Raw genomic sequence first — 21,579 nt, forward strand, 5'->3', positions numbered from 1 at the left:
CCACGGGCCGCGGGGCGGGTGCGACGATGGGGCCCGTGTCCGATGCGCGCCGTCCTCCCCTGGTGGCGGAGCTGACGTTGGTGACCGCGGGCGCCATGATCGCCAATGCGGCGGGGTACCTGCTGCAGCTGCTGGCCGGGCGGTGGCTCGGGGCGGCGGGGTACAGCGAGTTCGCCAGCCTGCTCGCGGTGCAGCTGCTCTGCGCGGTGCCCGCGCTCGCCCTGCAGAACGTGATCGCGCGGGAACTCGTGCGCGGTGCGCCGGTCGCCGCGCTGCGCGCCACCCGCACCCGGTGCGCCGTCATCGTGGCGGCGCTCGCCGCGCTGCTGGTCCCCGTGGTGTCGGTGGCACTCGATATCGGCGCGCTCGCCTGCGCTGCGGCGCTGGTCGCCGCGCCCGCGCTGGTCCTGGTCTCCGGGGAGCAGGGGATCCTGCAGGGGCAGCGGCGGTTCCGCGCGCTCGCGGTCGTGCTCGGCTGCACCGGCATCGCGCGGGTCGTCCCCGCGCTCACGGTCCTCGCCATCGGCGCGGGCGCCGCGGCCGCCCTCGCCGCCGCCGCCGTCGGTCTCGCCGCCGCGGCGGCCTACGCCCGCTACACAGCGGGCAGCCCGCCCGGAACCAGGGCAGGCGTGCCCGATGCGGCCTGGGCCGGTTCCGCGAGCTCTGGAGCGGGCGCCGCCGACGGCCTCGCGGACGCGGCGCGCGTCGAATCCCAGACCTCCGGAGCGGTCGGTCACGACGGCAGTCCGGTCGGCGGTTCCCGGGCGCGAACCGCCGTCCGGGATCACACGGCGGGGGTGACGGCGGTACTGCGGGCGGCGCAGCTGCAGGCGGCGCTCATGGCGCTCTCCTCGGCGGACCTGATTCTGGCGCGCATCGTGCTGGACGAGGCGGACGCGGGCAGGTACGCGCTCGGCACCATCGCGACGAAGATCGCCTTCTGGCTGCCGCAGGCGGTCGGCGTGGTGCTGTACCCGCGGATGGCGCAGCCCGCGCAGTCGGCGCGCGCGATCCGGGATGCGCTGGCGGTGCTCTCCGGGATCGGCGTCGCCGCGGTGGCGGGCGCCGCGCTCGCCGCGCCGCTCGCCCCGCTCTTCGCAGGCGCCGACTACGCGCCGGTGCAGAACCTGCTCTGGCTCTTCGCGCTGCACGGCGCCATCCTCGCGGTGCTGCAGGGCGCCCTGCTCTCCGCCATCGCGGTCGACCGCACCGCCCCGGCCGCACTCACCTGGATCGGGCTCGCCGTCGAGGTGACGCTCATGGCGACGCTCGCGCACTCGGTGCCCGCGCTGGTCACCGTGGCCGCCTGCACCGCGACGGTGACGACAGCCCTGGTCGCGGTGGTCGTCCTGCGCACCGCCGCCCGCCGCGCCACCGGCTGAGGTGTCGGTGCCGGGGCGCACACTGTGCCGATGGCGTACGACGAGAAGCTCGCCGACCGGGTCCGCGCGCTCCTGGAGCCGGGTCCGTTCACCGAGCAGAAGATGTTCGGCGGCCTCGCCTTCCTGATCAGCGGCCACCTGGCGGTCGCGGTGAGCGGAAAGGGCGGGCTCATGGTCCGGGTCGACCCGGACGAGGGCCAGCGGCTGCTCGACGGCACCGCGGTGACCCCCATGGTCATGGCGGGCCGGGAACTGGACGGCTGGCTCCGGGTCACCGCCGCCGCCGTCACCGACGACGCGGCCCTGCGTGCCTGGGTCGCGCGCGGCGCAGGCTTCGTCGCCACCCTCCCCGCGAAATGAGGAAGGCCCCCGGTGCGCGCACCGGGGGCCTTCCTACCGCGACCTCAGGGCCGCTTGTTGATGTCGATCCGCTCGGTCGGCGCGTCCGGGTTGCCGCGCGGCCTGCCCCCGGTCGGCGGTGCGGTCGACGGGCCGGAGCCACCGAAGGGCGCGGCACGCTGCACCGCGGGCTGGGCGTTGCCGCCGCTGCGCAGGCCGAGCAGCACGCCGATGATCAGCGCGATCACGCCGAGCACGCCGAAGACGATCGGCAGGATCCGCCCGTACAGCGAGAGCCGGTCGATATTGTCCTTGGCCACCGCGAGCTGCGACTCGACCGTGTTCTCGTCGAACACCACGTGCGACTTGAGCGCCGTCACCTCGGGCTTGTCGCCGGTGCGGCCGTAGAAGATGTTCAGCGCCTCGCCGCCCTTGACCACGGTGCCGGTCTGCGGCTCCACCCACACGTCGCGGGTGTTGCTGTACCAGCGGAACATGGTCACCGGGGTCTCGCCGCCCTCGACGCCCCACTTGGCGGCGGGCAGGGTCAGCCGGTTGGTCGGCGCGGCGACCACCTCGTTCAGGTTGGTCGGCGCGACGACCTGCTGGAAGTGGTAGACCTTGGTGTTGTTGATCTCGGTCTCCTCGATGAAGTTCATGTCGGAGGTCTTGCGCGCGTTGAGATCGAAGTACGGGTAGGTCTTCTTCTCGGTACCGATCGGGAACCGGTACTGCAGGCCCGTGTGCTGCACCGGGTCGGCGATGCTCTCGCCGTCCTTGGTGGTGGTCACGGCGATCGAGCCGTTCGGCTCGGTGCTCACCGGCTCACCGGTGGTGCGGTCGATGGTGACGCGGTCGACGGTCGCGGTGAGCAGGCCGGTGTCGCCCTGCTTGTCGATCCGCCGCAGCGTCTGGCCTGCCTGCACCGTCATCTCGTCGGCGTTCGACGGGTCCTCGACGGTCAGGAAGCGCTGCGAGATCAGCGGAACGTTGCTGTCCACCTTGGCCGATCCCTCGGGCGCGGTGAGCGACTTGGAGTCGAGCACCAGGCTCTCCTCGCCCTCCTGGCTCGCCGCGATCGTGGTGATCTCCAGGTCGAGGGGAGTCTTGGCGACCTTGCCGACCGTGTAGGTCGGGATCAGCAGCGCCGCGACGATCAGCAACGCACCGAGACCCACGAGCAGGCAGGCCACCGTCCTTCGGGTTCCGGCACTCAGTGCCATGCAACTCTCCTCGTCGTAGAACAGCGTTCCGGCGAGCAGCGGGGCGGGCCGCGTTGCTCGTGAGCCCAGACACTAACAGCCCGATGTCTTACCATGCGGTGCCGAGCCCGGATTGGACGGATAAAACGTAATCGGGACTAATCAGGCGAGGCTGCCGCCGTCCCGAGTGCCCGCGGCCGGGCAGACTGGAGTGCCGTGACCGCCACCGCTCGCACCGATCCGGCCCCGGCCGCCGCCACTCCGGCGCCGGTGCGGCCGCGCTCCTTCGTACCGGCCCTGGACGGAATGCGCGGCCTCGCGGCGCTCGGCGTGCTGGTGACGCACGTGGCATTCCAGACCGCGACGACCGCGATTCCGGTGGTCGGGCCGATTCTCGCGCGTTTCGACATGGCGGTCGCGCTCTTCTTCGGCCTCTCCGGCTTCCTGCTCTGGCGCCCGCACGCCGCGGCCGCGCGCGGGTACGGCCCCGCGCCGTCGGCCGGGTACTACTTCCGGCACCGCGCGGCGCGGATCCTGCCCGCCTACTGGGTGGTGGTCGCGGTGGTGCTGGTGCTGCTGCCGAACGCGGCGGCCACCGCCGGGTTGCGGGTGTGGGTCTCCAACCTGTTGCTGCTGCAGGTGTTCGTCCCCTTGACACTCACCGACGGGCTGACCCAGATGTGGAGCCTCTCGGTGGAGGTGGCCTTCTATCTGGTGCTGCCGCTGCTCGCGCTCGCGGTGGTCCGGCTGCGCGGAGCCGCCGCTCGGTGGCGCGTCCCGGCCGTGCTCGCGCTCGGCGCGGTGACGCTGGGCTGGAACTTCCTCCCGGTGCCGACCCCGGACGCCATCAACGCCGACAACTGGCTGCCCGGCTACCTGCCCTGGTTCGCCGTGGGGATGCTGCTGGCCGAGCTGGTCTTCGTCGTCCAGCCGGGTTCACGCTGGGATCGGTTCGCCGGGCGCAGGCGCTGGATGTGGACGCTGGCGCTGCTCGCCTTCCTGCTCTCGGCCACCGAGATCGCGGGCCCGGCCGGCCTCGTGCACGCCGAACCCTGGCAGTACGTGGCGAAGATGGCGCTCGGGGCGCTGATCGGCTTCGGCCTGCTCGCGCCGCTGGTCCTGCGCGATCAGCCGCGCCCGCTGCTCTCCTCGCCGGTGGCGCTGACGGTGGGGCGCTGGTCCTACGGCATCTTCATCTGGCACCTGGCGGTGCTGTGGGTGATCTTCCCGGTCTTCGGCATCCTGCCGTTCAGCGGCGGTTTCCTGACGGTCCTGCTGCTCACCGTCGTGTTCACGCTGCCGGTGGCGGCGGCGAGCTACGCGCTGGTCGAGGCGCCGTGCCAGCGCTTCGCCCGGCGTTTCGACCGGCCGAAACCCTGACGCTCGACGTCGAGCGGGTGGTGCCGCGGCCGCGGGTGTCGGTCAATTGGCGCGCTATATCAATCGGAGCCCGGTCGGCGTAGCCGTCGTGCTCGGTGCTCGGGGAGTGCGGCGAGGCCGAGCGCGATCACCGCGAGCACGGCGGGGAGCTGGGTCAGGATGGCGCCGCCGACGTAGCCGTCGGGGTGTCGCCAGGGGCCGGTGGAGAGCGCGGCCGCGGCGAGGAGGACGCCGGTGCCCGCGATCACGGGGAGTGTGTGGCCGGGCTCGATGCCGCGGCGGTGCATGACCTCCAGGGCGGTCCAGCCCGCGGCGGCGAGGGCGAGGGCGACCGGGCCCGCGATCAGGCCGGTGACGGCGAGAACGCCGATTCCGGCGGCGAGCCGGGAGCGGTACGGGCGGCACGGGGATCCCTCGGCGGTGGTGCCGCGGCGGGGGATGGCCAGAAGGAAGAGCGGGATGAGGAGGAGCAGGCCGCCGAAGATGCCGAGGCGGTACCAGCGGTCCACCGGGAACGAGACGGTGACCGGGCCGGTCGCGCCGGGTGGGAGGAGCCAGCCCTGCTGCCAGCCGTCGACCACGATCGGGCGCAGCTCGGTGCCGTCGGGGGTGTGCGCTTCCCAGCCGACGTTGGTGCTCAGGGGGAGGACCAGGAGGCGAGTGCCGTCGCCGGGGGTGGCCGGGGGCGGGTCGGTGCGGTCCAAGCGCAGGCGGTCGACGGTGAAGAGCGCCGTCGGGGCGACGTTGACCTCGGTCGCGCCCTTGGCGAGCAGGACGGAGTCCGCTGCGGGCGCGGGTGTTTCCGCACCACCGGGCGCCGCTTCGTCCCCGGCGCTCGCTCCCGCGCCGGACTCATTCGGCGCGGCGCCGGGCTCACCGGCGGGGTTCGCGTCATCAGGCGGGGAATTGGGCTCCCCGGTGGGGTTCGTGTCATCTGGCGCGGTGCCGGGCTCAACGGCGGGGCTCGCGTCGTCCGGCGCGGCGCCGGAGCTGCCGCACACCTCCGCGGGAACCGGTGCGCCCGAGCGCAACTCCGCCGCGGTCGCGGTGACCGAGGTCTGCAGCGTGCGGCCGCCGACCGCGATTACCGGGCCGAGCTCGCAGGGGACCGTGACGAGCCGGTCGGGTGGGGCGGGGGGCGGGTAGTCGGGGCCGAGCACGGTCACCTCGGCCAACCCGGGCGGCTGGGCGAGGGTGAAGCCGAGCGCGGTGCGGTCGAGGACCGTGCGCCAAGCGGTGATGCTCAGCTCGATCCGGTCGGTGACCGTGGGGAACAGCTCGATCCGGCTCGGCTCGGCCCGCTCCTCCTCGTCGCCGGGCAGCGGGCGCACCTGCGGCCCGTTGCCGAGGTTCACCGTGACCGAGGTGGGCGCGGCGGGCAGCCCGCCGAGCGACGGCGTGAGGTCGAGCCCGGTGACCAGCGCGGGCTCCGGCAGCTCGATGATGAGGGTCGGCGGCCCGTCGGGGCTGTCCCGCACGGTGTTCTCCGGCGCGGTCCAGCTGGTCCGCGGGTCACCGTCGGTGGCGGCGAAGGCGGAGCCGCGCAGGTCGCCGACGTCACCGCTGCCGCGCGCGACCGGCCGGGCCGGGTCGGTGAGCAGCGCCTCCAGCTCCGGGCTCTGCCTGGTGCGCACGGTGAGCCGGGGCAGCACCTCGGTCGGCTTCGGCACCGCCAGGGTGCGCTGGAAGGCGCCCGGCTCCTCCGGCGCGAGCGCGAGCCCCTTGTGGCAGCGGATCCGGTCCGGCGCGTCGAAACAGGCGCTGCGGCCGGGAAATTCCTGGCCGAGGTCCCAGGCGGTGGGCGTGCCGGCCACCGGGGGCAGCGCGACGGTGTGCCGGATCGGCACCCGGACCGGCGCGTCCCGCGCGGAGTAGTCGTCGAGCGCGATCTCACTGATCCCGAACTGCCCGCCGCGGCTGCCCCCCTCGGTCCGGATCGCGGTAACGCTGACCCAGTCGGTACTGCCCGGCGGCAGCGAAACCGAGACCGGCGCACCGGGTTCGGTGATCCGCGCGGAGACGCTGCCGCGCGCGGTGCGCACCTCGATCCATTTCACCGGGTCGCCGAGCGCGGCCGGGCTGGTGGTCACCCGGAGCTGCCCCGCGCTGATCGGCCGGTCCAGCTCCAGCCGCAGCCACTGACCGAGCGCGTACTCACCGCCATTGCTGAGCCAGGCGGTCGACGGGTCGCCGTCCACCGCCGCGGCCGTGGAGCTGCCCGGCGCGGCGCCGCCGATCTGGGTGGCGTCCGCCGCCGAACTGGACGCGGTGACGGTGGCGCCGCTCCACGCGCCCTCGACCGGGGCCGCCCCTGGCACCGGGTAGTCAGGCACCAGGTTGTGCGTGCGGCGCGCGTCGTCCGGGGCGCGGACCGCGGAGTTGTGGTTGTCCACCCGGCCGAAGTCGGTCTCCCTGGCCACGGGGGTGTCGGTGACGGTCACCGGCCCGGCGGGCAGCCCGGCCGCGGCGGCGTCGGCGGCGAGCAGCGCCGGGATCGGGGCGCCCGGGTCGCGGCGCAGCCGCTCCAGCACCTCGGGGCCGCCCTGCACCACCGGGATGTCGGCGAGCGCGACGCTGTACGCACCGGGGAACGAATCCGGCGCCCCGACACCGGATTCGACCCGCTCGGGGGCTCCGATGCCTGGCGTCTCCACCCGGTAGACCTCGATCGCCGGGTACCCCGGGAGCAGGTCGCCGTCGACCACGAGCCCCTCCGCGATGGCGGTGGCCGCGATCGCGGGGCCGAACTCGGCCACCTTGCGCAGCCCGGGCGAGCCGTCCAGCGCGCGGTGCGCCAGCATCGGCCGGGTGGAGCGGGAGGTCTCCGGGTCCAGGTCGTTGCGCAGCACCAGCACCCCGATGCCCTGCGCCGCCAGCGTCGGCGCCAGCCCGGTCGACGGGCGGCCGTCGGCGATCAGCCGCTGCACCGAGTCCATGGCGCGGATGGTGCCCGGCGGGTTCAGCGGGACCGAATCGCGCACCGCCCACGGCGTCGACGCCAGCGCCTGCAGTGGTTCGTCCCTGGTCAGCCCCCACACCTGGCTGCCGAACGGCGCGCCGGGCACCACCAGCGCCCTGGTGTCGGCGGCATTGGCGGAGAGCCACTCGGCGGTCTCCTGCCAGTACGGCGGCACGGCCTCGTAGGCGCCGCGCGGGGCCAGCTTGCCGGTCCAGGCCAGGGAGGTGGAGAGCGCGATGGCGGTGAGCACCAGTGCGGCCACCGCGACCCGGCGGTCCCGCTCCGGGTGCGCCCACGCGCTGCGCCAGGTGCGCAGCGGCACCGAGGCGGGCAGCGGAATCCGGGCGAAGAGGTGCGCGAGGCCGAGCACGAGCGGGAGCCGGATGAGCGGCTCCAGCTTGTGCACGTTGCGCAGCGGGGCGCCGCCGGAGTCGAGGAAGACCCGGATCGGCTCGGCGAACGGGCCGCCCATGACGCCGAGGTAGCCCGCGCAGATCCCGGCCAGCCCGGCGAACAGGATCAGGGTGAGCCTGCCGCGGTGCGGCATGGAGCGCAGCGCGAGCCCGGCGATGCCCGCGGCGGCGATCAGCCCGGTGGCGAGCACCGCGGCGGGCTGGGTCACCAGCACCGCGCCCGCGATCCGCTCCGGGGAGACGAACGGGGTCCAGCTGTCGGTGCCGCGCAGCACCTCGGCCAGCGAGGCCCACTGCGTGGTGACGCCGGAGGACTCGATGTAGTCGAGGAACGGCGGGCTCACCCGGCCGAGCAGCAGCAGCGGGACCGCCCACCAGAAGGTGGCGAGCAGGAGCAGCGGAACCCAGGCCGCGGTGAAGCGGAGCCAGCGGCGGTCCGGGCGGTAGGAGGCCCACCAGAGCAGGGCGGGCAGGAACGCGGCGACCGTCGCGACGGCGTTCACCGAGCCCATCAGCGCGAGTGCCAGCGCGCTGCCCGCGGGGGAGGTGGCGCCGCCTGCCCGGCGGCGGGCAACCGCGACGCCGAGTGCGGCGGGGGCGAGCAGCACCCACGGGGCCAGCATCATCGGCAGCGTCTCGGAGGAGATGGAGCCGAGCGTCGTGAGTACCCGCGGGCTCAGCGCGAAGGCCACCGCCGCGACGACCCGTGACCCACGGCTGCCGATGCCGAGCGTCTGGCAGAGCCGGACAATGCCCCAGAACCCGGCGAGCAGCAGCAGCGCCCACCAGATCCGCTGGGTGACCCAGGCGGGCAGCCCGAGCAGGTGCCCGGCGGAGAAGAAGGAGCCGTGCGGGAAGAAGTAGCCGTAGGCCTGGTTCTGCACCTGGCCCATCGGGGCCTGGCTGCTCCACAGGTGCGCGGCCCGGTCGAGGAAGCCGAGCGGATTCTGCGCGAGGTCGTACTTGGTGTCGGCGACGGTGCGGCCGGGGGTCTGCAGGAAGGAGAGCAGGAACGCCGCGACGACGGTGCCGAGGAACCAGCGCCCGCCTAGCGGCGCGGTGTCGTCATCGGCACCGGCGGCGGGTGGCGCGCTGGTGCCGACGACGGGTGGAGCCGAGGTCAGCGGCTGCCGTACTCGACGTTGTTGAGCAGCGAGGAATCGGCGTCACCGCTGCGGTCGATCTCCGGCCGCGAGTTCTGCTGCGCCGCGGCGGTGATGACGAAGACCGCGATCGCGCCGATGATGGCGCCCGCGACCGCACTCACGAGACCGGGAACGGCAAAGGACTTCATCGCGGTACTCCAATACGGAAGGGGCAGGGCACGTGTTCCGGGCCAACCTAGCAGCCCGTGGCGTTCGCGCGGGGATACGGGCGCGTTTTCAGCGCGATCGGTCGGGCGGACGCCGTGTCACCGCGCGGCCGTGACGCAGCCGAGCGCGCCGCGCGCCGGGCGCGGTCTCCCGGTGTTCGTCCGCGATCAGCGTGCGGGCACCGGGCAGTCCAGCGCGCCGAGCAGGGTGCGCAGTTTCGCGGTGGTCTCGTCCAGTTCGGTGCGCGGGTCGGAACCGGCGACGATGCCGCCGCCGGCGAAGGCGCGCAGCGTGTGCCCGTCGGCCGCGATCTCCGCGCTGCGGATCGCGACCACCCACTCCCCGTCCCCGTCCGGCGTGCACCAGCCGACCGCGCCGCCGTAGAACCCGCGATCCTCCTCGGCGTCGACCACCCGGTCCAGCGCGGCGAGCGTCGGGGTGCCGCAGACGGCGGGGGTCGGGTGCAGCAGTACCGCGAGGTCGAGCGCGCTCGGCGCCGGGTCGGCGAGCGTGCCGTCGATCGGCGAGGCCAGGTGCCAGACCGCGTCGGTGCGCACCAGCTCCGGCCGCTCCGGGATGCGCAGCGTCCGGCAGACCGGCGCGAGCCGCTCCCGGATCCACTCCACCACGTAGGCGTGCTCCTCCAGGTTCTTGGCATCGGCCCGCAGCTCCTCCGCCCGCTGCGCGTCGGCCACCGGATCGGCGAGCCGGGGCACCGTGCCCGCCAGCGGCCGCAGCGAGACGACCTCGCCGCGCCGCGCCACCAGCACCTCCGGCGACGCCCCGACCACCGCGTCCCCCGGCCGCCCCGCCACCGCGAGATCCGCGACGAAGACGTGCGCGCCCGGATGCCGCTGCCGCAGCCGCGCCGCCACGTCCTGCGGGTCGATCCGCCGCGCTTCGGTGCCGACCAGCACCGACCGCGCCGCCACCACCTTGCGCAGCGGGTCGGCCGGGTCGCCGATCTGCTCGACCAGCTTGGTCACCCGCGCGATGTGCTCGTCCGGCGACGGCAGCTCGGCCACCACCCGCAGCGGGGGCAGCGTCACCGCGGCAACCGGGCCGGGCGCGCTCCGCTCCAGCCGCTCCGGCACGATCAGCGCCGCCGGCCTGCGCGGGTCGAAGGGCAGCGCGCCGACCACCGGGTCACCGCCGCGCAGCGCCGCAGCGGCCGCCGCCGGATCGGTGAATCCCGCGCGCGTCCCGTACGCGCGCAGCACCTCGGCCGGAGTGGCGAGCAGGAACGATGTCATAGCTCCGACCTTAGAACGGCCGGAACGGGTCACCGCCCCGGTGGGACCAGCAACACAGGCCGGTGGCAGTGCTTGAGCACGGCGTCGGCGACGCTGCTGCGCAGCAGCGCGCGCAGCCCGGTGGAGCCGCGGGTACCTGCCACGATGATGTCGACGTCGAGCTCGTCGGCGCACTCGACGATGGCGTTCCAGATGGTGGTGCTCGACTCCTCGGTGCGCGCCTCGGCATTGAGCCCGGCGAGCTGGGCCAGGTGCAGCCCCTCGGCGTTGACCGCCCGCGCGTCCTGGTAGGCGATGTCCTCGATCTCGTCCTCCGGCACCCACTCCGGCTGCATGACGCCGGAGAGCCCGGAGAGCCGGGCGGCCTGGCGCACCATCGGCTCCCACGCGGTGAGCACGACCGCCCGCTCGGCGCTGAGGAAGCGGCCGGCGTAGGTGATGGCGCGCTTGGCGTTCTCGGAACCGTCGTAGGCGATGAGCATTCGATCGCAGGGCACGGCGACCTCCCAGGTTTGTGTGATCCAGATTACATCGGTCCGGCCACCGGGGTGAGCTCGCGATAGAACGCGAGGTGCGCCGCGGCGGCGGCCGCCCAGTCGTAGCCGCGGGCCAGCGCGCGCCCCGCCGCCCGCCGCTCCGGCGACGGCTCCTGCGCCAGCAGCACCGCCGCCTCGGCGACGTCCCGCGCGTAGGTGACGGCATCGCCGAAGACCTCGCGCAGCACCGGCAACTCCCTGGCCACCACCGGAACCCCGGCCGCCAGCGCCTCCATCGCCGCCAGCCCGAAACCCTCCTTCGTGGAGAGGAACCCGAGCACCTCTGCCCCGGCAACCAGACCGGGCAGCTCGTCGTGCGGCACCGGCCCGAGTACCAGCGGCTCGACCCCGAGTTCCGCGGCGCGCCGGTCGAACTCGGCCCGGTACGCGCGGTAGTCGAAGAGCGTCTCGCCCCCGGCGAACACCAGCCGCGGGCCCGCGGGCATCCGGGCGAAGGCCTCCAGCAGGTCGATACTGCCTTTGCGCGGCTCGATCCCGCCGACCGCGAGCACGTAGCGCCCGAGCCGCCGGTCCGGCGCCGCCGCCGCGAACCGCTCGTACTCGACGCCGTTCGGGATCACCGTCGGCGTGAAACCCCACCCCGCCCGCACCTCGTCGGCCACCGCGCGGGAGACGCAGATCCGCGCGTACGGCTCGACCACCGCGCGCTCGTGGCAGCGCACCAGCTCCGGCGTGCTGAAGGTGTCCAGGTGGTGGATGGTGCGCACGCAGCGGCCGACGGCGTTGGCGCTGATGCAGTCCTGGGCGTGCACGATGTCGTACCCGGCCGGGTCGAAGGCGGCGCGCAGCACCTCGATCGAGCGCAGGATTCGCGGCCCGACCCCCTCGCTCTCGCGCGCGGCGAACGGCACGACCTCGACCCGCACCCCCGCCCGCACGGGCCGGAAGAACCCCCGGTCACCGCCGCGCCCGAGGGTCCAGAGCGTGACCTCGGCCCCGGCGTCGGCCAGCGCCTCGGCCAGATTCAGGGTGTGCACCACGCCGCCGCGCGGCTTGGTCGAGTAGGTGAGCAGCGCGACCCGCATCAGAAGGCCTTCTCCCTGAGCAGGTTCGGGTAGCTGCCGACCCGCCGCTCGGCCAGGTGGTGCAGCACCCGGCGGGCCCGCTCGACCTCGCCCGCCACATCGATGTCGGCCACCGCGAGTCCGCCCTTCGACCAGGTCTTGGCCAGCACGTCGCCGCCGGGGCCGACCACCTTGGCCTGCCCGAGAAACCGCAGGTTCCCGGTGACCCCGGTCTGGTTCGACGACACCAGCACCACCTGGTTCTCCGCCGCCCGCGCCTGGTCGTAGAGGTCGAAGAGCCGGGCCTGGCGATCGTTCGGCAATCGGGAGGCCCGATCGGTGACGCTGGCAGGCCAGGCGGAGAGCGCGGCGATCACCTGCGCCCCGTCCAGCGCCAGCGTGCGGGCCGCCTCCGGGAAGGTCTTGTCGTAGTCGATGAGCATGCCCATCCGGCCCACCGGGGTGTCGAAGGCGTGGAAGCCGTCACCGGGGGCGTAGGCCAGATGCTCGCCCGCGGGCTGGTGCACCTTGCGGTGCCTGCCGAGGATGCCGTCCCCGGTCAGGCAGACGGCGGCGTTGTACCTGCGCTCGCCGTCGCGCTCGGCGTAGCCGACGCAGATCGTCATGTGCCGCGCCATCTCCCTGACCCGGCGCAGCTCGGGGCCGTCCGGGTCGATCGCCTCCGGACCGGTCGCCGGGTCGGGGTTGCGCAGGTCGCCGATGTAGCCGCCGAGCGTGGCGTCCGGCAGTACGAGCAGCTCGACGCGCTGGGCGTGCAGCCGCTCGACGATGCCGTCCAGCTTCTCCAGCGCGCGGCCGATGTCGGCGCCGAAATGCCCGGCGAGCGCGGCGATCCTGGTGGTCGGCACCGCTGCCCCTCAGGCCGCGACGGTGGCGGTCGCGGCCGCCGCGATCCGCTCGGCCAGGTACTCGGCGTCCCGCGCGATCGCCGCGAACCGCCCGGAGCCCCAGGTGTGCAGCCAGGGCAGCCCGACGAAGTAGAGCCCGGGCGAGGTGGTGACGCCGCGGTTGTGGCACGGGTGCCCCTCGCCGTCGAAGACGCCCGCCCGCAGCCAGCGGTAGTCGGTGCGGAACCCGACCGACCACACCACCGTCGAGATCCCGGCCGCGCGCAGGTCGAGCGCGGTGCGCTCGTGCTCCGGCCGCCACACCGGGGTGTAGCGCGGCTCGATCGGCGCGTCGATGCCCGCGCGGTCGATGTAGCCGTCGATGGCGTTCTTGATGCCGTCGGCGACCGCGTCGGCGGCGTCGAGGGAGCGCTCCAGCGAGGTGTCGAAGCGGGCGGTGCCGTCCGGGTCGAGCCCGGTCATCCGGCCGTAGAGCGCCATGCCCTCCAGCGCGAAGCGGCGCAGGTCGATGTCGCGGCCGCCGTCCCGGCCGGTGACGTAGTGATTGGTGTTCTCCCGCTTGCCGATGCCGCCGGGCTGGTCGTCGATCGGGACGTCGTAGTGCCCCATGTCGTGCAGCCAGGCGACGCAGTCGCGGCCCCGGTAGAAGCGGGCGACCCGGGGTGCGTTGCCCACCGCGAGGTGCACCTCGCGCCCGGCCAGGTGCAGGTCCTCGGCGATCTGCGCGCCGGACTGCCCGGTGCCGACCACCAGCACCGCGCCCGCGGGCAGCGCCGCCGGGCTGCGGTACTCGGCGGAGTGCAGCTGGGTGATCGCCGCGGGCAGCCGCTCGGCGAAGCGCGGCACCGTCGGCACGTGGTAGCCGCCGGTCGCAACCACCACCTGGTTCGCGTGGAAGCTGCCAGCCGCGGTCTCCAGGTCGTAGCCGCCGCGCGGCGCCCTGGTCACCGCGTGCACCCCGGCGTGCTCCAGCACCGGCGCGCCGAAGCTGTCGGCGTAGCCGCGGACGAAGCGGTAGACCTCGTCGCGCGCCATGAAGCCGTCCGGGTCGGGGCCGTCGTAGGCGTACCCGGGCAGGACGCACTGCCAGTTCGGGGTGACCAGGGTGAAGTTGTCCCAGCGGCCGTCGCGCCACTCGTGCGCGACCGTGTCGCGCTCCAGTAGCAGGTGGTCGATACCGCGGCGGGTCAGGTGCCAGCTCACCGCGAGCCCGGCCTGGCCCGCACCGATCACGATCACGTCGTGCTGCCGCACCCGCGGCGGGCAGAGGGTGGGGGCGAGCTGCTCAGACATGGACGGCCGCCCGCCCGGTGACGCCGTGCTCGCGCACCACGCTGTGGTACAGCTCCGGCCGCCGGTCGCGCAGGTTGTACATGCCGCCGCCGCGGGCCCGCTCCAGCGCCTCGGCCACGTCGACGGTCGCGGTCGCCAGCCCCGGGTGCACCCCGGTGGTTGCCAGGATCTCGCCGCCCGGCCCGACGATCTTGGCGCTGCAGACGAAGCGCAGCGAGCCGAAGGTCCCCGCCTGGTTGGAGGCCACCCAGACCAGCTGGTTCTCCACCGCGCGGGCCCGGTCGAAGATGTCGAAGCGGTGCAGCCAGCGGTCGTCCTCCAGCCGCTCCACCGTCGCGGTGCGCGAGGTGGGCCAGGCGGAGAGCGAGGTGACGATCTCGGCGCCGTCCAGCGCCAGCGCCCGCGCCGCCTCCGGGAAGGCCTTGTCGTAGCAGATCTGCATGCCCATCCGGCCGACCGGCGTTTCGAAGGCGCGGTACTCCGAACCGGCGCTGTAGCAGAGGTTCTCGCCGAGCGGCTGGTGCACCTTGCGGTAGCTGCCGAGCACGCCGTCGCCGTGCAGCGTCACCGCGGCGTTGTACCTGGCGTCGCCGTCAGCCTCGCAGAAGCCGAGCGTGATCACCAGGTCACCGGCGATCTCGGCGACCCGGCGCAGCTCGGGGCCGTCCAGCTCGAGCGCGGGCGGCAGGCTACGCAGCCGGCGCTCCCTCGCCTCCCGGCTCTCGTCGCCGCCGCCGAGGCTGGGCAGGTAGCCGCCGAGGCAGGCTTCGGGCAGGACCAGCAGGCTGCTGCCGCGCTCCCGTGCGGTGTCGGCGAGTTCGGCGATGGTGCGGTAGCAGGTCTCCATGTCGCGGCCGAATTCGGCGGCCGCCACCGAGATGGTGGTGTCGTTCATGATTCTCCCAATCCAGTGACGGTGCCTGGCACCGCCGTCGTCGTCGCGCCGTCCGGCCAGCGCAGCCGCACCCCGCCGCCGGGGACCAGCCGGCCGCAGACGGCGGAGCGGGCCGGGCCGGTGGCGGGTGCGGGGGTGCCCGGCCGGTCCGCGGTGAGCATGGCGAAGCCGGGGAAGCAGGTGAGCCAGGCGCCGAGCGCGGCCTGCTCGGGTCGGGGGATGCGGGCGACGTCCAGCTCCGCGCCGAGCCCGCTCGCCTCGGCGAGCATGCCGGTGGTCCCCGCGATGCCGGCCATGCTGACGTCCTTCGCGGCGGCCGGGGCCGCCCAGGCGACCACCCGGCCCAGCGCGCGCAGCTCCGCGCCGCTGCGGCGGGAGGTCGAATCCCACTGTCGGCCGTGGTATCCCGGGCGCCAGCTGCCCTCGGTGTCGGCGGTCAGCCGCAGTTCGTGGCCGGGGCGGCCGCCGCCGCCGCGCACCGGGGTCGCGGTGCGGCCGAGCGCCGTTACCGAGAGCGCCGCTGGGACGCCGACCTGGGTGTGGCCGCCGAGTACCGGGACATCCCAGGCTCTCGCCGCGGCGGCGAGGCCGCGCACGATCCCGGTGAGCGTCGAGCGGGTCGGCGCGCCGACGGCGTCGAGCAGCCCGACCGGGTCGGCGCCCATGGCGGCGAGGTCGTTGAGGTTGACCAGGACCGCGCACCAGCCGGCCCACTCGGGGTCGCGCTCGACCATCGACGGGAGGATGGCGTCGCAGGCGGCGATCAGGTCGCTGCCGGGGACGGGGGCGCCGTCGTCACCGCGGAAGCCGGTGCCGCCGAGGTTGTTCTGGGTCGCCAGGGGCGCGAGGACGTCGGCCAGCAGCGCCTTCGTGGAGTTGGTCAGCCGTTCGACGCGGTCGATCGGCCAGCGCACGGCGACGTGCGGTCTGCCGTTGATCGCGGTGTCGCCCAGGCGTTCCCAGCCGAGGCGGGCGAAGAGTTTCGCGTGCGCGGCCTGGACGGTGGCCTCGAAGCGGAGGACGTCCGCGTTCTCGGCGTGCGCGCAGGCGGCGCGGACCAGGGCGGCGCCGACGCCCGCGGTGCGCAGGTGCGGGTGGACGACCAGGCGGCTGCCGGTCCACCAGCCGATGTCCGGGTCGGTGGCGGGGGCCAACCGGACGCCGCCGAGAACGGTGCCGTCCTCGGCTTTCGCTACCAGCACGATCGTGCGGGGGTCGTCGTCGAGGTCGTCGCGGTCTGTTCCGGCGAACAGGGCCTGGTCTCGGACGAAGGCTTCGCGGCGCAGATCCCGGTAGGCGAGCAGGTCGGCTCGATCCGCGGGGTGGATCAGGAACGGGTCGGTGGCCGGGCCGGTGAGCACGCTGAAGTCGGGTGCACGCGTCGGGCGCTGCCCCGTGAGCAGGTCGCTCCAGCTCATCGCCCGGTATATCGCATCGCGTCCCGCGGCTCGACTGATTTCGGCCACGGGGTGTGGCCGGGTGCCTGGAGTCCGGCTGACTTCGGCCGTTGGGTGCGGACGGGGGCCTGGAGTCCGGCCGAGTTCGGCCGTTGGGTGTGGCCGGGGGCTCGGGGGGCTGCCGAAGCCGGCGGGGACGTTCGGAGCTGCGGGAGTGCTCGGGTCGCGGGCAAGCTCACCCGCCTGACCTGCGGCGTGGGCGGAGGTGGCGGCCATCTCACCCTCCGGCGTTCTGGAGAAGGCTGCAGGCTCCGCAGGCGGCGCAGCCCGCCTTCTGGCCCGACCCCCGCATCCCCGCCGCCTCCAGCAGGGCGCCGACCCGGACGGTCACGTCGCGGACCAGCGCGGATGGCGGCGCCCCCGCCCGGTCCACATCCACCGCGAGCGTCCCGGCCAGCGGGCGGAAGGGGACGACGAACGGGTAGACCCCGAGCTCGATCAGCTCGGCCGCCCCCGCCACCAGCTCGTCCGGATCCTCGCCCAACCCGACCAGCAGGTACGTCGAGACCTGGTTGCGGCCGAAGACCCGGACCGCCTCCGCCCACGCGGCCCGGTACTCGGCCAGCGGAACCGTCGCCTTGCCCGGCATCCAGCGGGCGCGCACCGCGTCGTCCAGCGACTCCACGTGGATGCCGATGGCATCGGCCCCCGCTTCGCGCAGCTCGGTGAGCGTCGCCAGGTCACCCGGCGGCTCGCACTGCACCTGGATCGCCAGCTCGGGCACCGCCGCCTTGACCGCCCGCACACAGCGGGCCAGGTGCCGCGCCCCGCGGTCCTTCGCCGCCGAGGTGCCGGTGGTCATCACCATCTGCCGCACCCCGTCCAGCCGCACCGCGGCCGCCGCGACCTCGGCCAGCTGCTCCGGCCGCTTCACCGCGACGGTGTCACGGGCGGCCAGCGACGCCTCGATGGCGCAGAACCGGCAGCGCTGCTCCGCGCCGTACCGGATGCAGGTCTGCACGACGGTCGTGGCGAGCACGTCTTTGCCGTGCAGCCGGGCGATCTTGTCGTAGCCGACCCCGTCGGCGGTGCGCAGGTCGTAGAAGGCCGGCCTGCGCACCGGCTCGACCTCGAGCCCCAGATCGGCACCGTCCAGCAGCAACCTGTTGTCCCGCACCGAGTACGGGCTGTCCGATCGCAGGGGAATCGCCGCGCCGATGCCCCCGATGAGCACGTGGCCGTCATCGCTCGGCCCGGCGCCCGCGCGCCGCGAGACCGGCGCGTCGACGCGGACACCGAGCAGCGCCAGATCGATCCGGGTGGACAGATTGCTCATCGCCGGTCCTACAGCTGGTAGGTCGAGTTGATGATGGCGCCCTTGCGGGCGTAGTGGATCAGCGCGTCCTGCACGTCCAGCGGATGCGCCGGGATGACGCCCTCGATCAGGTCCTCCTCGCGCGCGCCGTGCAGCGCCAGCCCGAACCGGCAGGCGAACACCTTCCCGCCCTCCTTGATGAAGGTCGCCAGCGCGTCGTTGATGTTCTGCTCGCCGGGGAACCCGCTGTCCCCGGTGGTCGGGAAGCCGCGGGTGGCGACGGCGTTGATGGCGCCGGGCCCGTAGAAGTAGATGGCCGACTCGAACCCTTTCCGCAGCGCCCTCGTCGCCTGCAGGATCGCGACGAAGCTCACCGAGGATTCGTGCGCGATCCCGTGCACCAGGGTGAAGTAGGTCTCGCCCGCCTCCGCCTTGTAATCCGGGAAGATCTTGGTGGCGCCGTAGATATTGCTGCCCTTCGGCAGCGCCGGGTGCGGGATCTCCGCCAGCGATGCGGCGATGTTCGCCTCGATGGCCTTGTCGATATCGGTCGTGGTGGGTGCGGACACCGGGACTCCTCGGGGAATAGTGCGTTTCGGGATGTCATCGAGTACACGAGTGCGCGATTGCCGAATGGTTACGTCGGGAACAAGTGCCGATTGCCGGATTCTCACCGCCGCAAGTGCGCGTCCCGGCGCAATTATGTTGCGCAGCAATACAATTGAATCAACCCCGCCGTAGGGCGGGACCGCCGCTCGCGCACCGGAAACGACCACGAAACGCCGGGCTCGCGATCCACCTCCCGCGATGTCACCCCGTGAAACACCCCCGCAATCAACCCGCCGCGAACTCCCCAGGCACCCCCCACTACCGTGAACCCCCATGCGGAGACCGCCACTGCTGCTATTCGCCCTCGTCGCCGCCGTCGCCACCGCCTGCTCCAGCGGCGATGTCACCCGCACCGCCACCGAGAGCAGCACCACCCCGGCCCCGGCCACCGCGCTCCCGACGGCGACCACCGTCGCCCGCGACTGCGGCGCCGAGTTCCTCGCCACCCTCACGACCAGGCAGAAGCTGGCGCAGCTGCTCACCGTCGGCGTCACCGACGCCGAGGACGCGGCGAACGTGGTGCGCACCGAGCAGATCGGCGGCATCTTCATCGGCGGCTGGACCGATCGCGCGCTGCTCGCGGGTGGGCAGATCAAGCCGGTCAAGGCGGCGTCGGCGATCCCGCTCATGGTCACCATCGACGAGGAGGGCGGCCGCGTCTCCCGGGTGAAGGACCTGATCGGCGTCGCGCCGTCCTCCCGCGTGGTCGCGCAGACCATGAGCCCGGACGAGTTCTACACCGCCTCGGTGCAGCGCCTCGCCAAGCTGCGCGAACTCGGCGTGACCGTGAACTTCGCCCCCGACATCGACGTCAGCAGCCAGCCGGACGACACCGTGATCGGCGACCGCTCGTTCTCCGCCGACCCGGCTGTCGTCACCGCCTACGCGGACGCCTACATCCGTGCGCTGCGCGAGACCGGCGTCGGCGGCGTGCTCAAGCACTTCCCCGGCCACGGCTCCGGCTCCGGCGATTCGCACACCGGCGCCGTGCGCACCCCGCCCCTCGCCCAGTTGCAGGCCATCGACCTGGTGCCGTTCCGCAACCTGGTCGGCTCCGGCCTCGGCGTCATGATCGGGCACCTGGACGTGCCCGGGCTGACCACCGCGAATGTCCCCGCCAGCATCAGCCCCGAGGTGATGGCGCTGCTGCGCACCGGCACCGGCTACGGCGCGGCGCCGTTCTCCGGCCCGATCTTCACCGACGACCTGGGCGGCATGGCCGCGATCACCGACCGGATGTCGATCGAGGAGGCGGTCGAGGCCGCCCTGGTCGCCGGCGCCGACAATGCCCTCTGGATCAGCACCGACGCCGTCCCTTCGGTGCTGGACCGGCTGGAGCAGGCCGTCGCCACCGGCAGGTTGCCGCTCACCCGGGTCGACGCCTCGGTGCTGCGCATGGCCGCCTACAAGGGCGCGCTACCCGCCTGCTGAGCACCCCCGGCGAATGCTGGGCTATTCAGGGCTCGCGCGAACTTACCTTGGAGTAATATAGGAGCCTCACCATGCGGTAGGAGAGAGTGGATGGCGGGCGGAACGAAGCGGCTCCCTCGGGCGGTGCGGGAGCAGCAGATGCTGGACGCCGCGGTCGAGGTGTTCTCGCGGAAGGGCTTCCACGACACCTCGATGGACGCCATCGCCGCCGAGGCGAAGATCTCCAAGCCCATGCTCTACCTCTACTACGGCTCCAAGGACGAGCTCTTCCGCGCCTGCATCCAGCGCGAGGGGCTGCGCTTCATCGAGTCCGTCGCGCCCGCGGGAAATCCTCAGCTCACCCCGCACGAGCAGCTCCGCACCGCGCTGGAGGGGTTCCTCGGCTTCGTCGACAGCAACCGCAAGTCCTGGCAGGTGCTCTACCGGCAGGCGATCGGGCAGGAGACCTTCGCCTCCGAGATCGAGAACGCCAGGGAGCGGGTCATCGAACTCACCGCCAAACTGCTCGAATCCAGCGCCCGCTATGCCGATCCGAGCACCAACTTCGATATTGTCGCCGCAGCCGTGATCGGTGCGGGCGAGGCCATCGCCGACCGGGTCGCCGGCGGCCGCATCGAGGTCGCCGAGGCCGTCGCCCTCCTCGACGACCTGGCCTGGCGCGGTCTGGCGGGCCGCAAGAAGTCCGAGTAGAGGTGCGATGTTCGGAGTCCTCACGCCGTGTCCGCACGGCGCGGTCAGACACGGGGTAGACCCCGGCGAGTGGTACGCCCAGCTGTGCGGGCTCTGCCTCGGGCTCCGCGACGAGCACGGGCACCTGGCCCGGACCGCGACCAATACCGACGCCATGGCGCTGACCGTGCTCACCGAGGCGCAGTCGACGGCCGCCCCGGTGCGCACCGGGGTCGGGCCGTGCGCGCTGCGCGGTATGCGGAAGGCCGAGGTCGCGACCTCGCCGGGGGTCCGGCTGGCGAGCACCGCCTCGCTGCTGCTCGGCTCGGCCAAGCTGGAGGATCACGTCCGTGACGGCGATATCCGGCGCGGTGCGCGCCGCCCGGTCGCCGCGGTCTCCGGCCGCTGGGCGAAGAAGGCCGCCGTTCAGGCGAGTTCGATCGGGCTCGACATCGGGCCGATGGTCGCGGCCATCGCCGAGCAGTCCCGGCTGGAGCAGCACGCCCAGCTCACCCTGGAGGAGCTGCTCGCCCCCAGCGCCTTCTGCGCGGGCGAACTCGTCGCGCACACCGCGGTGCTGGCAGGCAAGCCGGAGAACGTCGAGCCGCTGCGCGCGGTCGGCAGGCACTTCGGCGCGCTGGCGCACCTCGCCGACGCCGTCGAAGACCTCGACGACGACCTGGCCGCGGGCAAGTTCAACCCGCTCACCGCCACCGGCACCGACCGGGTCGAGGCGTACCGCGCCATGCGCCGGGCCGAGCGCGGCCTGCACACCGCCATCACCGACGCCGGACTCGACACCACACCGACCGTGCGCTGGGTGCTCCTCGACCCGCTCGAAGGGCTCCTGCACCGACTCGGCCACGAAGTCGGCGTGCTGCGCGCCAAGCGCCCGCCCCGGCACCACCCGGTGGCGGTCTTCCCCGAAGCGCCCGGCCGGAAGCCGAACCTGTTCGAGGGGCTCGGCCTGCTCTTCCAATACCCCACCGGCTACGCCTGTTTCGCCTCGCACCGCCGCCCCTGCAGCGGCAAGCGCAAGGACGCCTGGCTCTCCCGGATGGACTGCGGCGAAGGGTGCGACTGCGGCAGCTGCTGCGATTGCAGCAACTGCTGCTCCGACTGCGACTGCTGCGAGTGCGGCTGCTGCGAGTGCGACTGCAACTGCTGACCGCCCCGGACAGCCGCACCGCCCCGGACAGCCGCACTGACCAGGGCTGCCGCACCGACCAGGGCTGCCGCACCGACCAGGGCTGCGGCGCGGGCCCCGCCGCCCGACGCGAAGGGCCGCACCTCCCCCTG

18 protein-coding genes are annotated in these 21,579 nt (G+C 73.7%); 6 read left to right on the forward strand and 12 right to left on the reverse strand.

The features are described from left to right. The first annotated feature begins 26 nt into the window (after positions 1-26). Positions 27-1,382, forward strand: coding sequence for a polysaccharide biosynthesis protein (locus tag ACFUJ1_RS03860; RefSeq protein ID WP_378642145.1), 1,356 nt, complete (start codon positions 27-29; stop codon positions 1,380-1,382). Between the two features lie 30 nt (positions 1,383-1,412). After that, entirely contained in the window at positions 1,413-1,742 is a 330-nt protein-coding gene (locus tag ACFUJ1_RS03865; RefSeq protein WP_378642147.1) for a TfoX/Sxy family protein, read from the forward strand. Between the two features lie 44 nt (positions 1,743-1,786). Here ACFUJ1_RS03865 and ACFUJ1_RS03870 read toward each other — a convergent pair whose 3' ends face one another. Further along, positions 1,787-2,944, reverse strand: coding sequence for a DUF3068 domain-containing protein (locus ACFUJ1_RS03870; RefSeq protein ID WP_378642149.1), 1,158 nt, complete (start codon positions 2,942-2,944; stop codon positions 1,787-1,789). Positions 2,945-3,139: 195 nt separating this feature from the next. On the opposite strand from ACFUJ1_RS03870, the gene ACFUJ1_RS03875 reads away from it, so the two are divergent. Next, positions 3,140-4,303 carry an acyltransferase family protein gene (locus tag ACFUJ1_RS03875; RefSeq protein WP_378642151.1) on the forward strand — a complete coding sequence of 388 codons (1,164 nt, stop codon included), beginning with the start codon at positions 3,140-3,142 and terminating at the stop codon, positions 4,301-4,303. A 59-nt stretch (positions 4,304-4,362) separates the two neighbouring features. Here ACFUJ1_RS03875 and ACFUJ1_RS03880 read toward each other — a convergent pair whose 3' ends face one another. The 11 genes from ACFUJ1_RS03880 to ACFUJ1_RS03930 form a co-directional block, all read right to left on the reverse strand. After that, positions 4,363-8,685: an alpha-(1->3)-arabinofuranosyltransferase family protein gene (locus ACFUJ1_RS03880; protein WP_378642941.1), complete on the reverse strand. Its 4,323-nt coding sequence runs from the start codon at positions 8,683-8,685 to the stop codon at positions 4,363-4,365. Positions 8,686-8,795: 110 nt separating this feature from the next. Continuing rightward, positions 8,796-8,969, reverse strand: coding sequence for a DUF2613 domain-containing protein (locus tag ACFUJ1_RS03885; RefSeq protein WP_233015057.1), 174 nt, complete (start codon positions 8,967-8,969; stop codon positions 8,796-8,798). A gap of 186 nt (positions 8,970-9,155) precedes the next feature. Further along, the gene (locus ACFUJ1_RS03890; RefSeq protein ID WP_378642153.1) at positions 9,156-10,241 is read right to left on the reverse strand and encodes an isochorismate synthase MenF; all 1,086 of its coding nucleotides are present in this window, start codon (positions 10,239-10,241) and stop codon (positions 9,156-9,158) included. A gap of 29 nt (positions 10,242-10,270) precedes the next feature. After that, positions 10,271-10,738 (reverse strand): universal stress protein, encoded by a 468-nt coding sequence (locus tag ACFUJ1_RS03895; RefSeq protein ID WP_378642155.1) that lies wholly within the window; start codon positions 10,736-10,738, stop codon positions 10,271-10,273. Positions 10,739-10,767: 29 nt separating this feature from the next. Beyond that, positions 10,768-11,823: an MSMEG_0565 family glycosyltransferase gene (locus ACFUJ1_RS03900; RefSeq protein ID WP_378642157.1), complete on the reverse strand. Its 1,056-nt coding sequence runs from the start codon at positions 11,821-11,823 to the stop codon at positions 10,768-10,770. After that, entirely contained in the window at positions 11,823-12,671 is an 849-nt protein-coding gene (locus ACFUJ1_RS03905; RefSeq protein ID WP_378613292.1) for a carbon-nitrogen hydrolase family protein, read from the reverse strand. The genes ACFUJ1_RS03900 and ACFUJ1_RS03905 overlap by 1 nt, the downstream gene beginning before the upstream one ends. A 9-nt stretch (positions 12,672-12,680) precedes the next feature. Further along, the gene (locus tag ACFUJ1_RS03910) at positions 12,681-13,964 is read right to left on the reverse strand and encodes an MSMEG_0569 family flavin-dependent oxidoreductase (protein WP_378642159.1); all 1,284 of its coding nucleotides are present in this window, start codon (positions 13,962-13,964) and stop codon (positions 12,681-12,683) included. Beyond that, a complete protein-coding gene (locus ACFUJ1_RS03915; protein ID WP_378642161.1) occupies positions 13,957-14,859 on the reverse strand; it encodes a carbon-nitrogen hydrolase family protein in 903 nt (300 codons plus the stop codon). The genes ACFUJ1_RS03910 and ACFUJ1_RS03915 overlap by 8 nt, the downstream gene beginning before the upstream one ends. Then, entirely contained in the window at positions 14,856-16,277 is a 1,422-nt protein-coding gene (locus ACFUJ1_RS03920; protein ID WP_378642163.1) for an MSMEG_0567/sll0787 family protein, read from the reverse strand. Before ACFUJ1_RS03920 ends, ACFUJ1_RS03915 begins: the two co-directional genes overlap by 4 nt. A gap of 256 nt (positions 16,278-16,533) precedes the next feature. Next, on the reverse strand, positions 16,534-17,592 hold the full coding sequence (locus ACFUJ1_RS03925) for an MSMEG_0568 family radical SAM protein (protein WP_378642165.1): 1,059 nt from the start codon (positions 17,590-17,592) through the stop codon (positions 16,534-16,536). 8 nt (positions 17,593-17,600) lie between these two features. Then, positions 17,601-18,140 (reverse strand): MSMEG_0572/Sll0783 family nitrogen starvation response protein, encoded by a 540-nt coding sequence (locus ACFUJ1_RS03930; protein WP_378642167.1) that lies wholly within the window; start codon positions 18,138-18,140, stop codon positions 17,601-17,603. 313 nt (positions 18,141-18,453) lie between these two features. On the opposite strand from ACFUJ1_RS03930, the gene ACFUJ1_RS03935 reads away from it, so the two are divergent. The 3 genes from ACFUJ1_RS03935 (at position 18,454) to ACFUJ1_RS03945 (ending at position 21,448) form a co-directional block, all read left to right on the forward strand. Beyond that, positions 18,454-19,611 carry a glycoside hydrolase family 3 N-terminal domain-containing protein gene (locus ACFUJ1_RS03935; RefSeq protein WP_378642169.1) on the forward strand — a complete coding sequence of 386 codons (1,158 nt, stop codon included), beginning with the start codon at positions 18,454-18,456 and terminating at the stop codon, positions 19,609-19,611. Between the two features lie 90 nt (positions 19,612-19,701). Next, a complete protein-coding gene (locus tag ACFUJ1_RS03940) occupies positions 19,702-20,301 on the forward strand; it encodes a TetR/AcrR family transcriptional regulator (protein WP_378642171.1) in 600 nt (199 codons plus the stop codon). A 7-nt stretch (positions 20,302-20,308) separates the two neighbouring features. Continuing rightward, positions 20,309-21,448 carry a DUF5685 family protein gene (locus ACFUJ1_RS03945; protein WP_378642172.1) on the forward strand — a complete coding sequence of 380 codons (1,140 nt, stop codon included), beginning with the start codon at positions 20,309-20,311 and terminating at the stop codon, positions 21,446-21,448. Positions 21,449-21,579 lie beyond the last annotated feature (131 nt).

This window comes from Nocardia sp. NPDC057227 (assembly GCF_042669725.1).
GTDB lineage: Bacteria > Actinomycetota > Actinomycetes > Mycobacteriales > Mycobacteriaceae > Nocardia > Nocardia asteroides_A.

Excerpts from the sequence above, each read along its gene's own strand:
- ACFUJ1_RS03940 (WP_378642171.1), top strand. The coding sequence starts at position 19,702 with ATGGCGGGCGGAACGAAGCGGCTCCCTCGGGCGGTGCGGGAGCAGCAG.
- ACFUJ1_RS03890 (WP_378642153.1), bottom strand. The coding sequence starts at position 10,241 with ATGACATCGTTCCTGCTCGCCACTCCGGCCGAGGTGCTGCGCGCGTAC.
- ACFUJ1_RS03900 (WP_378642157.1), bottom strand. The coding sequence starts at position 11,823 with ATGCGGGTCGCGCTGCTCACCTACTCGACCAAGCCGCGCGGCGGCGTG.
- ACFUJ1_RS03935 (WP_378642169.1), top strand. The coding sequence starts at position 18,454 with ATGCGGAGACCGCCACTGCTGCTATTCGCCCTCGTCGCCGCCGTCGCC.
- ACFUJ1_RS03885 (WP_233015057.1), bottom strand. The coding sequence starts at position 8,969 with ATGAAGTCCTTTGCCGTTCCCGGTCTCGTGAGTGCGGTCGCGGGCGCC.
- ACFUJ1_RS03860 (WP_378642145.1), top strand. The coding sequence starts at position 27 with ATGGGGCCCGTGTCCGATGCGCGCCGTCCTCCCCTGGTGGCGGAGCTG.
- ACFUJ1_RS03915 (WP_378642161.1), bottom strand. The coding sequence starts at position 14,859 with ATGAACGACACCACCATCTCGGTGGCGGCCGCCGAATTCGGCCGCGAC.
- ACFUJ1_RS03865 (WP_378642147.1), top strand. The coding sequence starts at position 1,413 with ATGGCGTACGACGAGAAGCTCGCCGACCGGGTCCGCGCGCTCCTGGAG.
- ACFUJ1_RS03910 (WP_378642159.1), bottom strand. The coding sequence starts at position 13,964 with ATGTCTGAGCAGCTCGCCCCCACCCTCTGCCCGCCGCGGGTGCGGCAG.
- ACFUJ1_RS03925 (WP_378642165.1), bottom strand. The coding sequence starts at position 17,592 with ATGAGCAATCTGTCCACCCGGATCGATCTGGCGCTGCTCGGTGTCCGC.
- ACFUJ1_RS03945 (WP_378642172.1), top strand. The coding sequence starts at position 20,309 with ATGTTCGGAGTCCTCACGCCGTGTCCGCACGGCGCGGTCAGACACGGG.
- ACFUJ1_RS03920 (WP_378642163.1), bottom strand. The coding sequence starts at position 16,277 with ATGAGCTGGAGCGACCTGCTCACGGGGCAGCGCCCGACGCGTGCACCC.
- ACFUJ1_RS03870 (WP_378642149.1), bottom strand. The coding sequence starts at position 2,944 with ATGGCACTGAGTGCCGGAACCCGAAGGACGGTGGCCTGCCTGCTCGTG.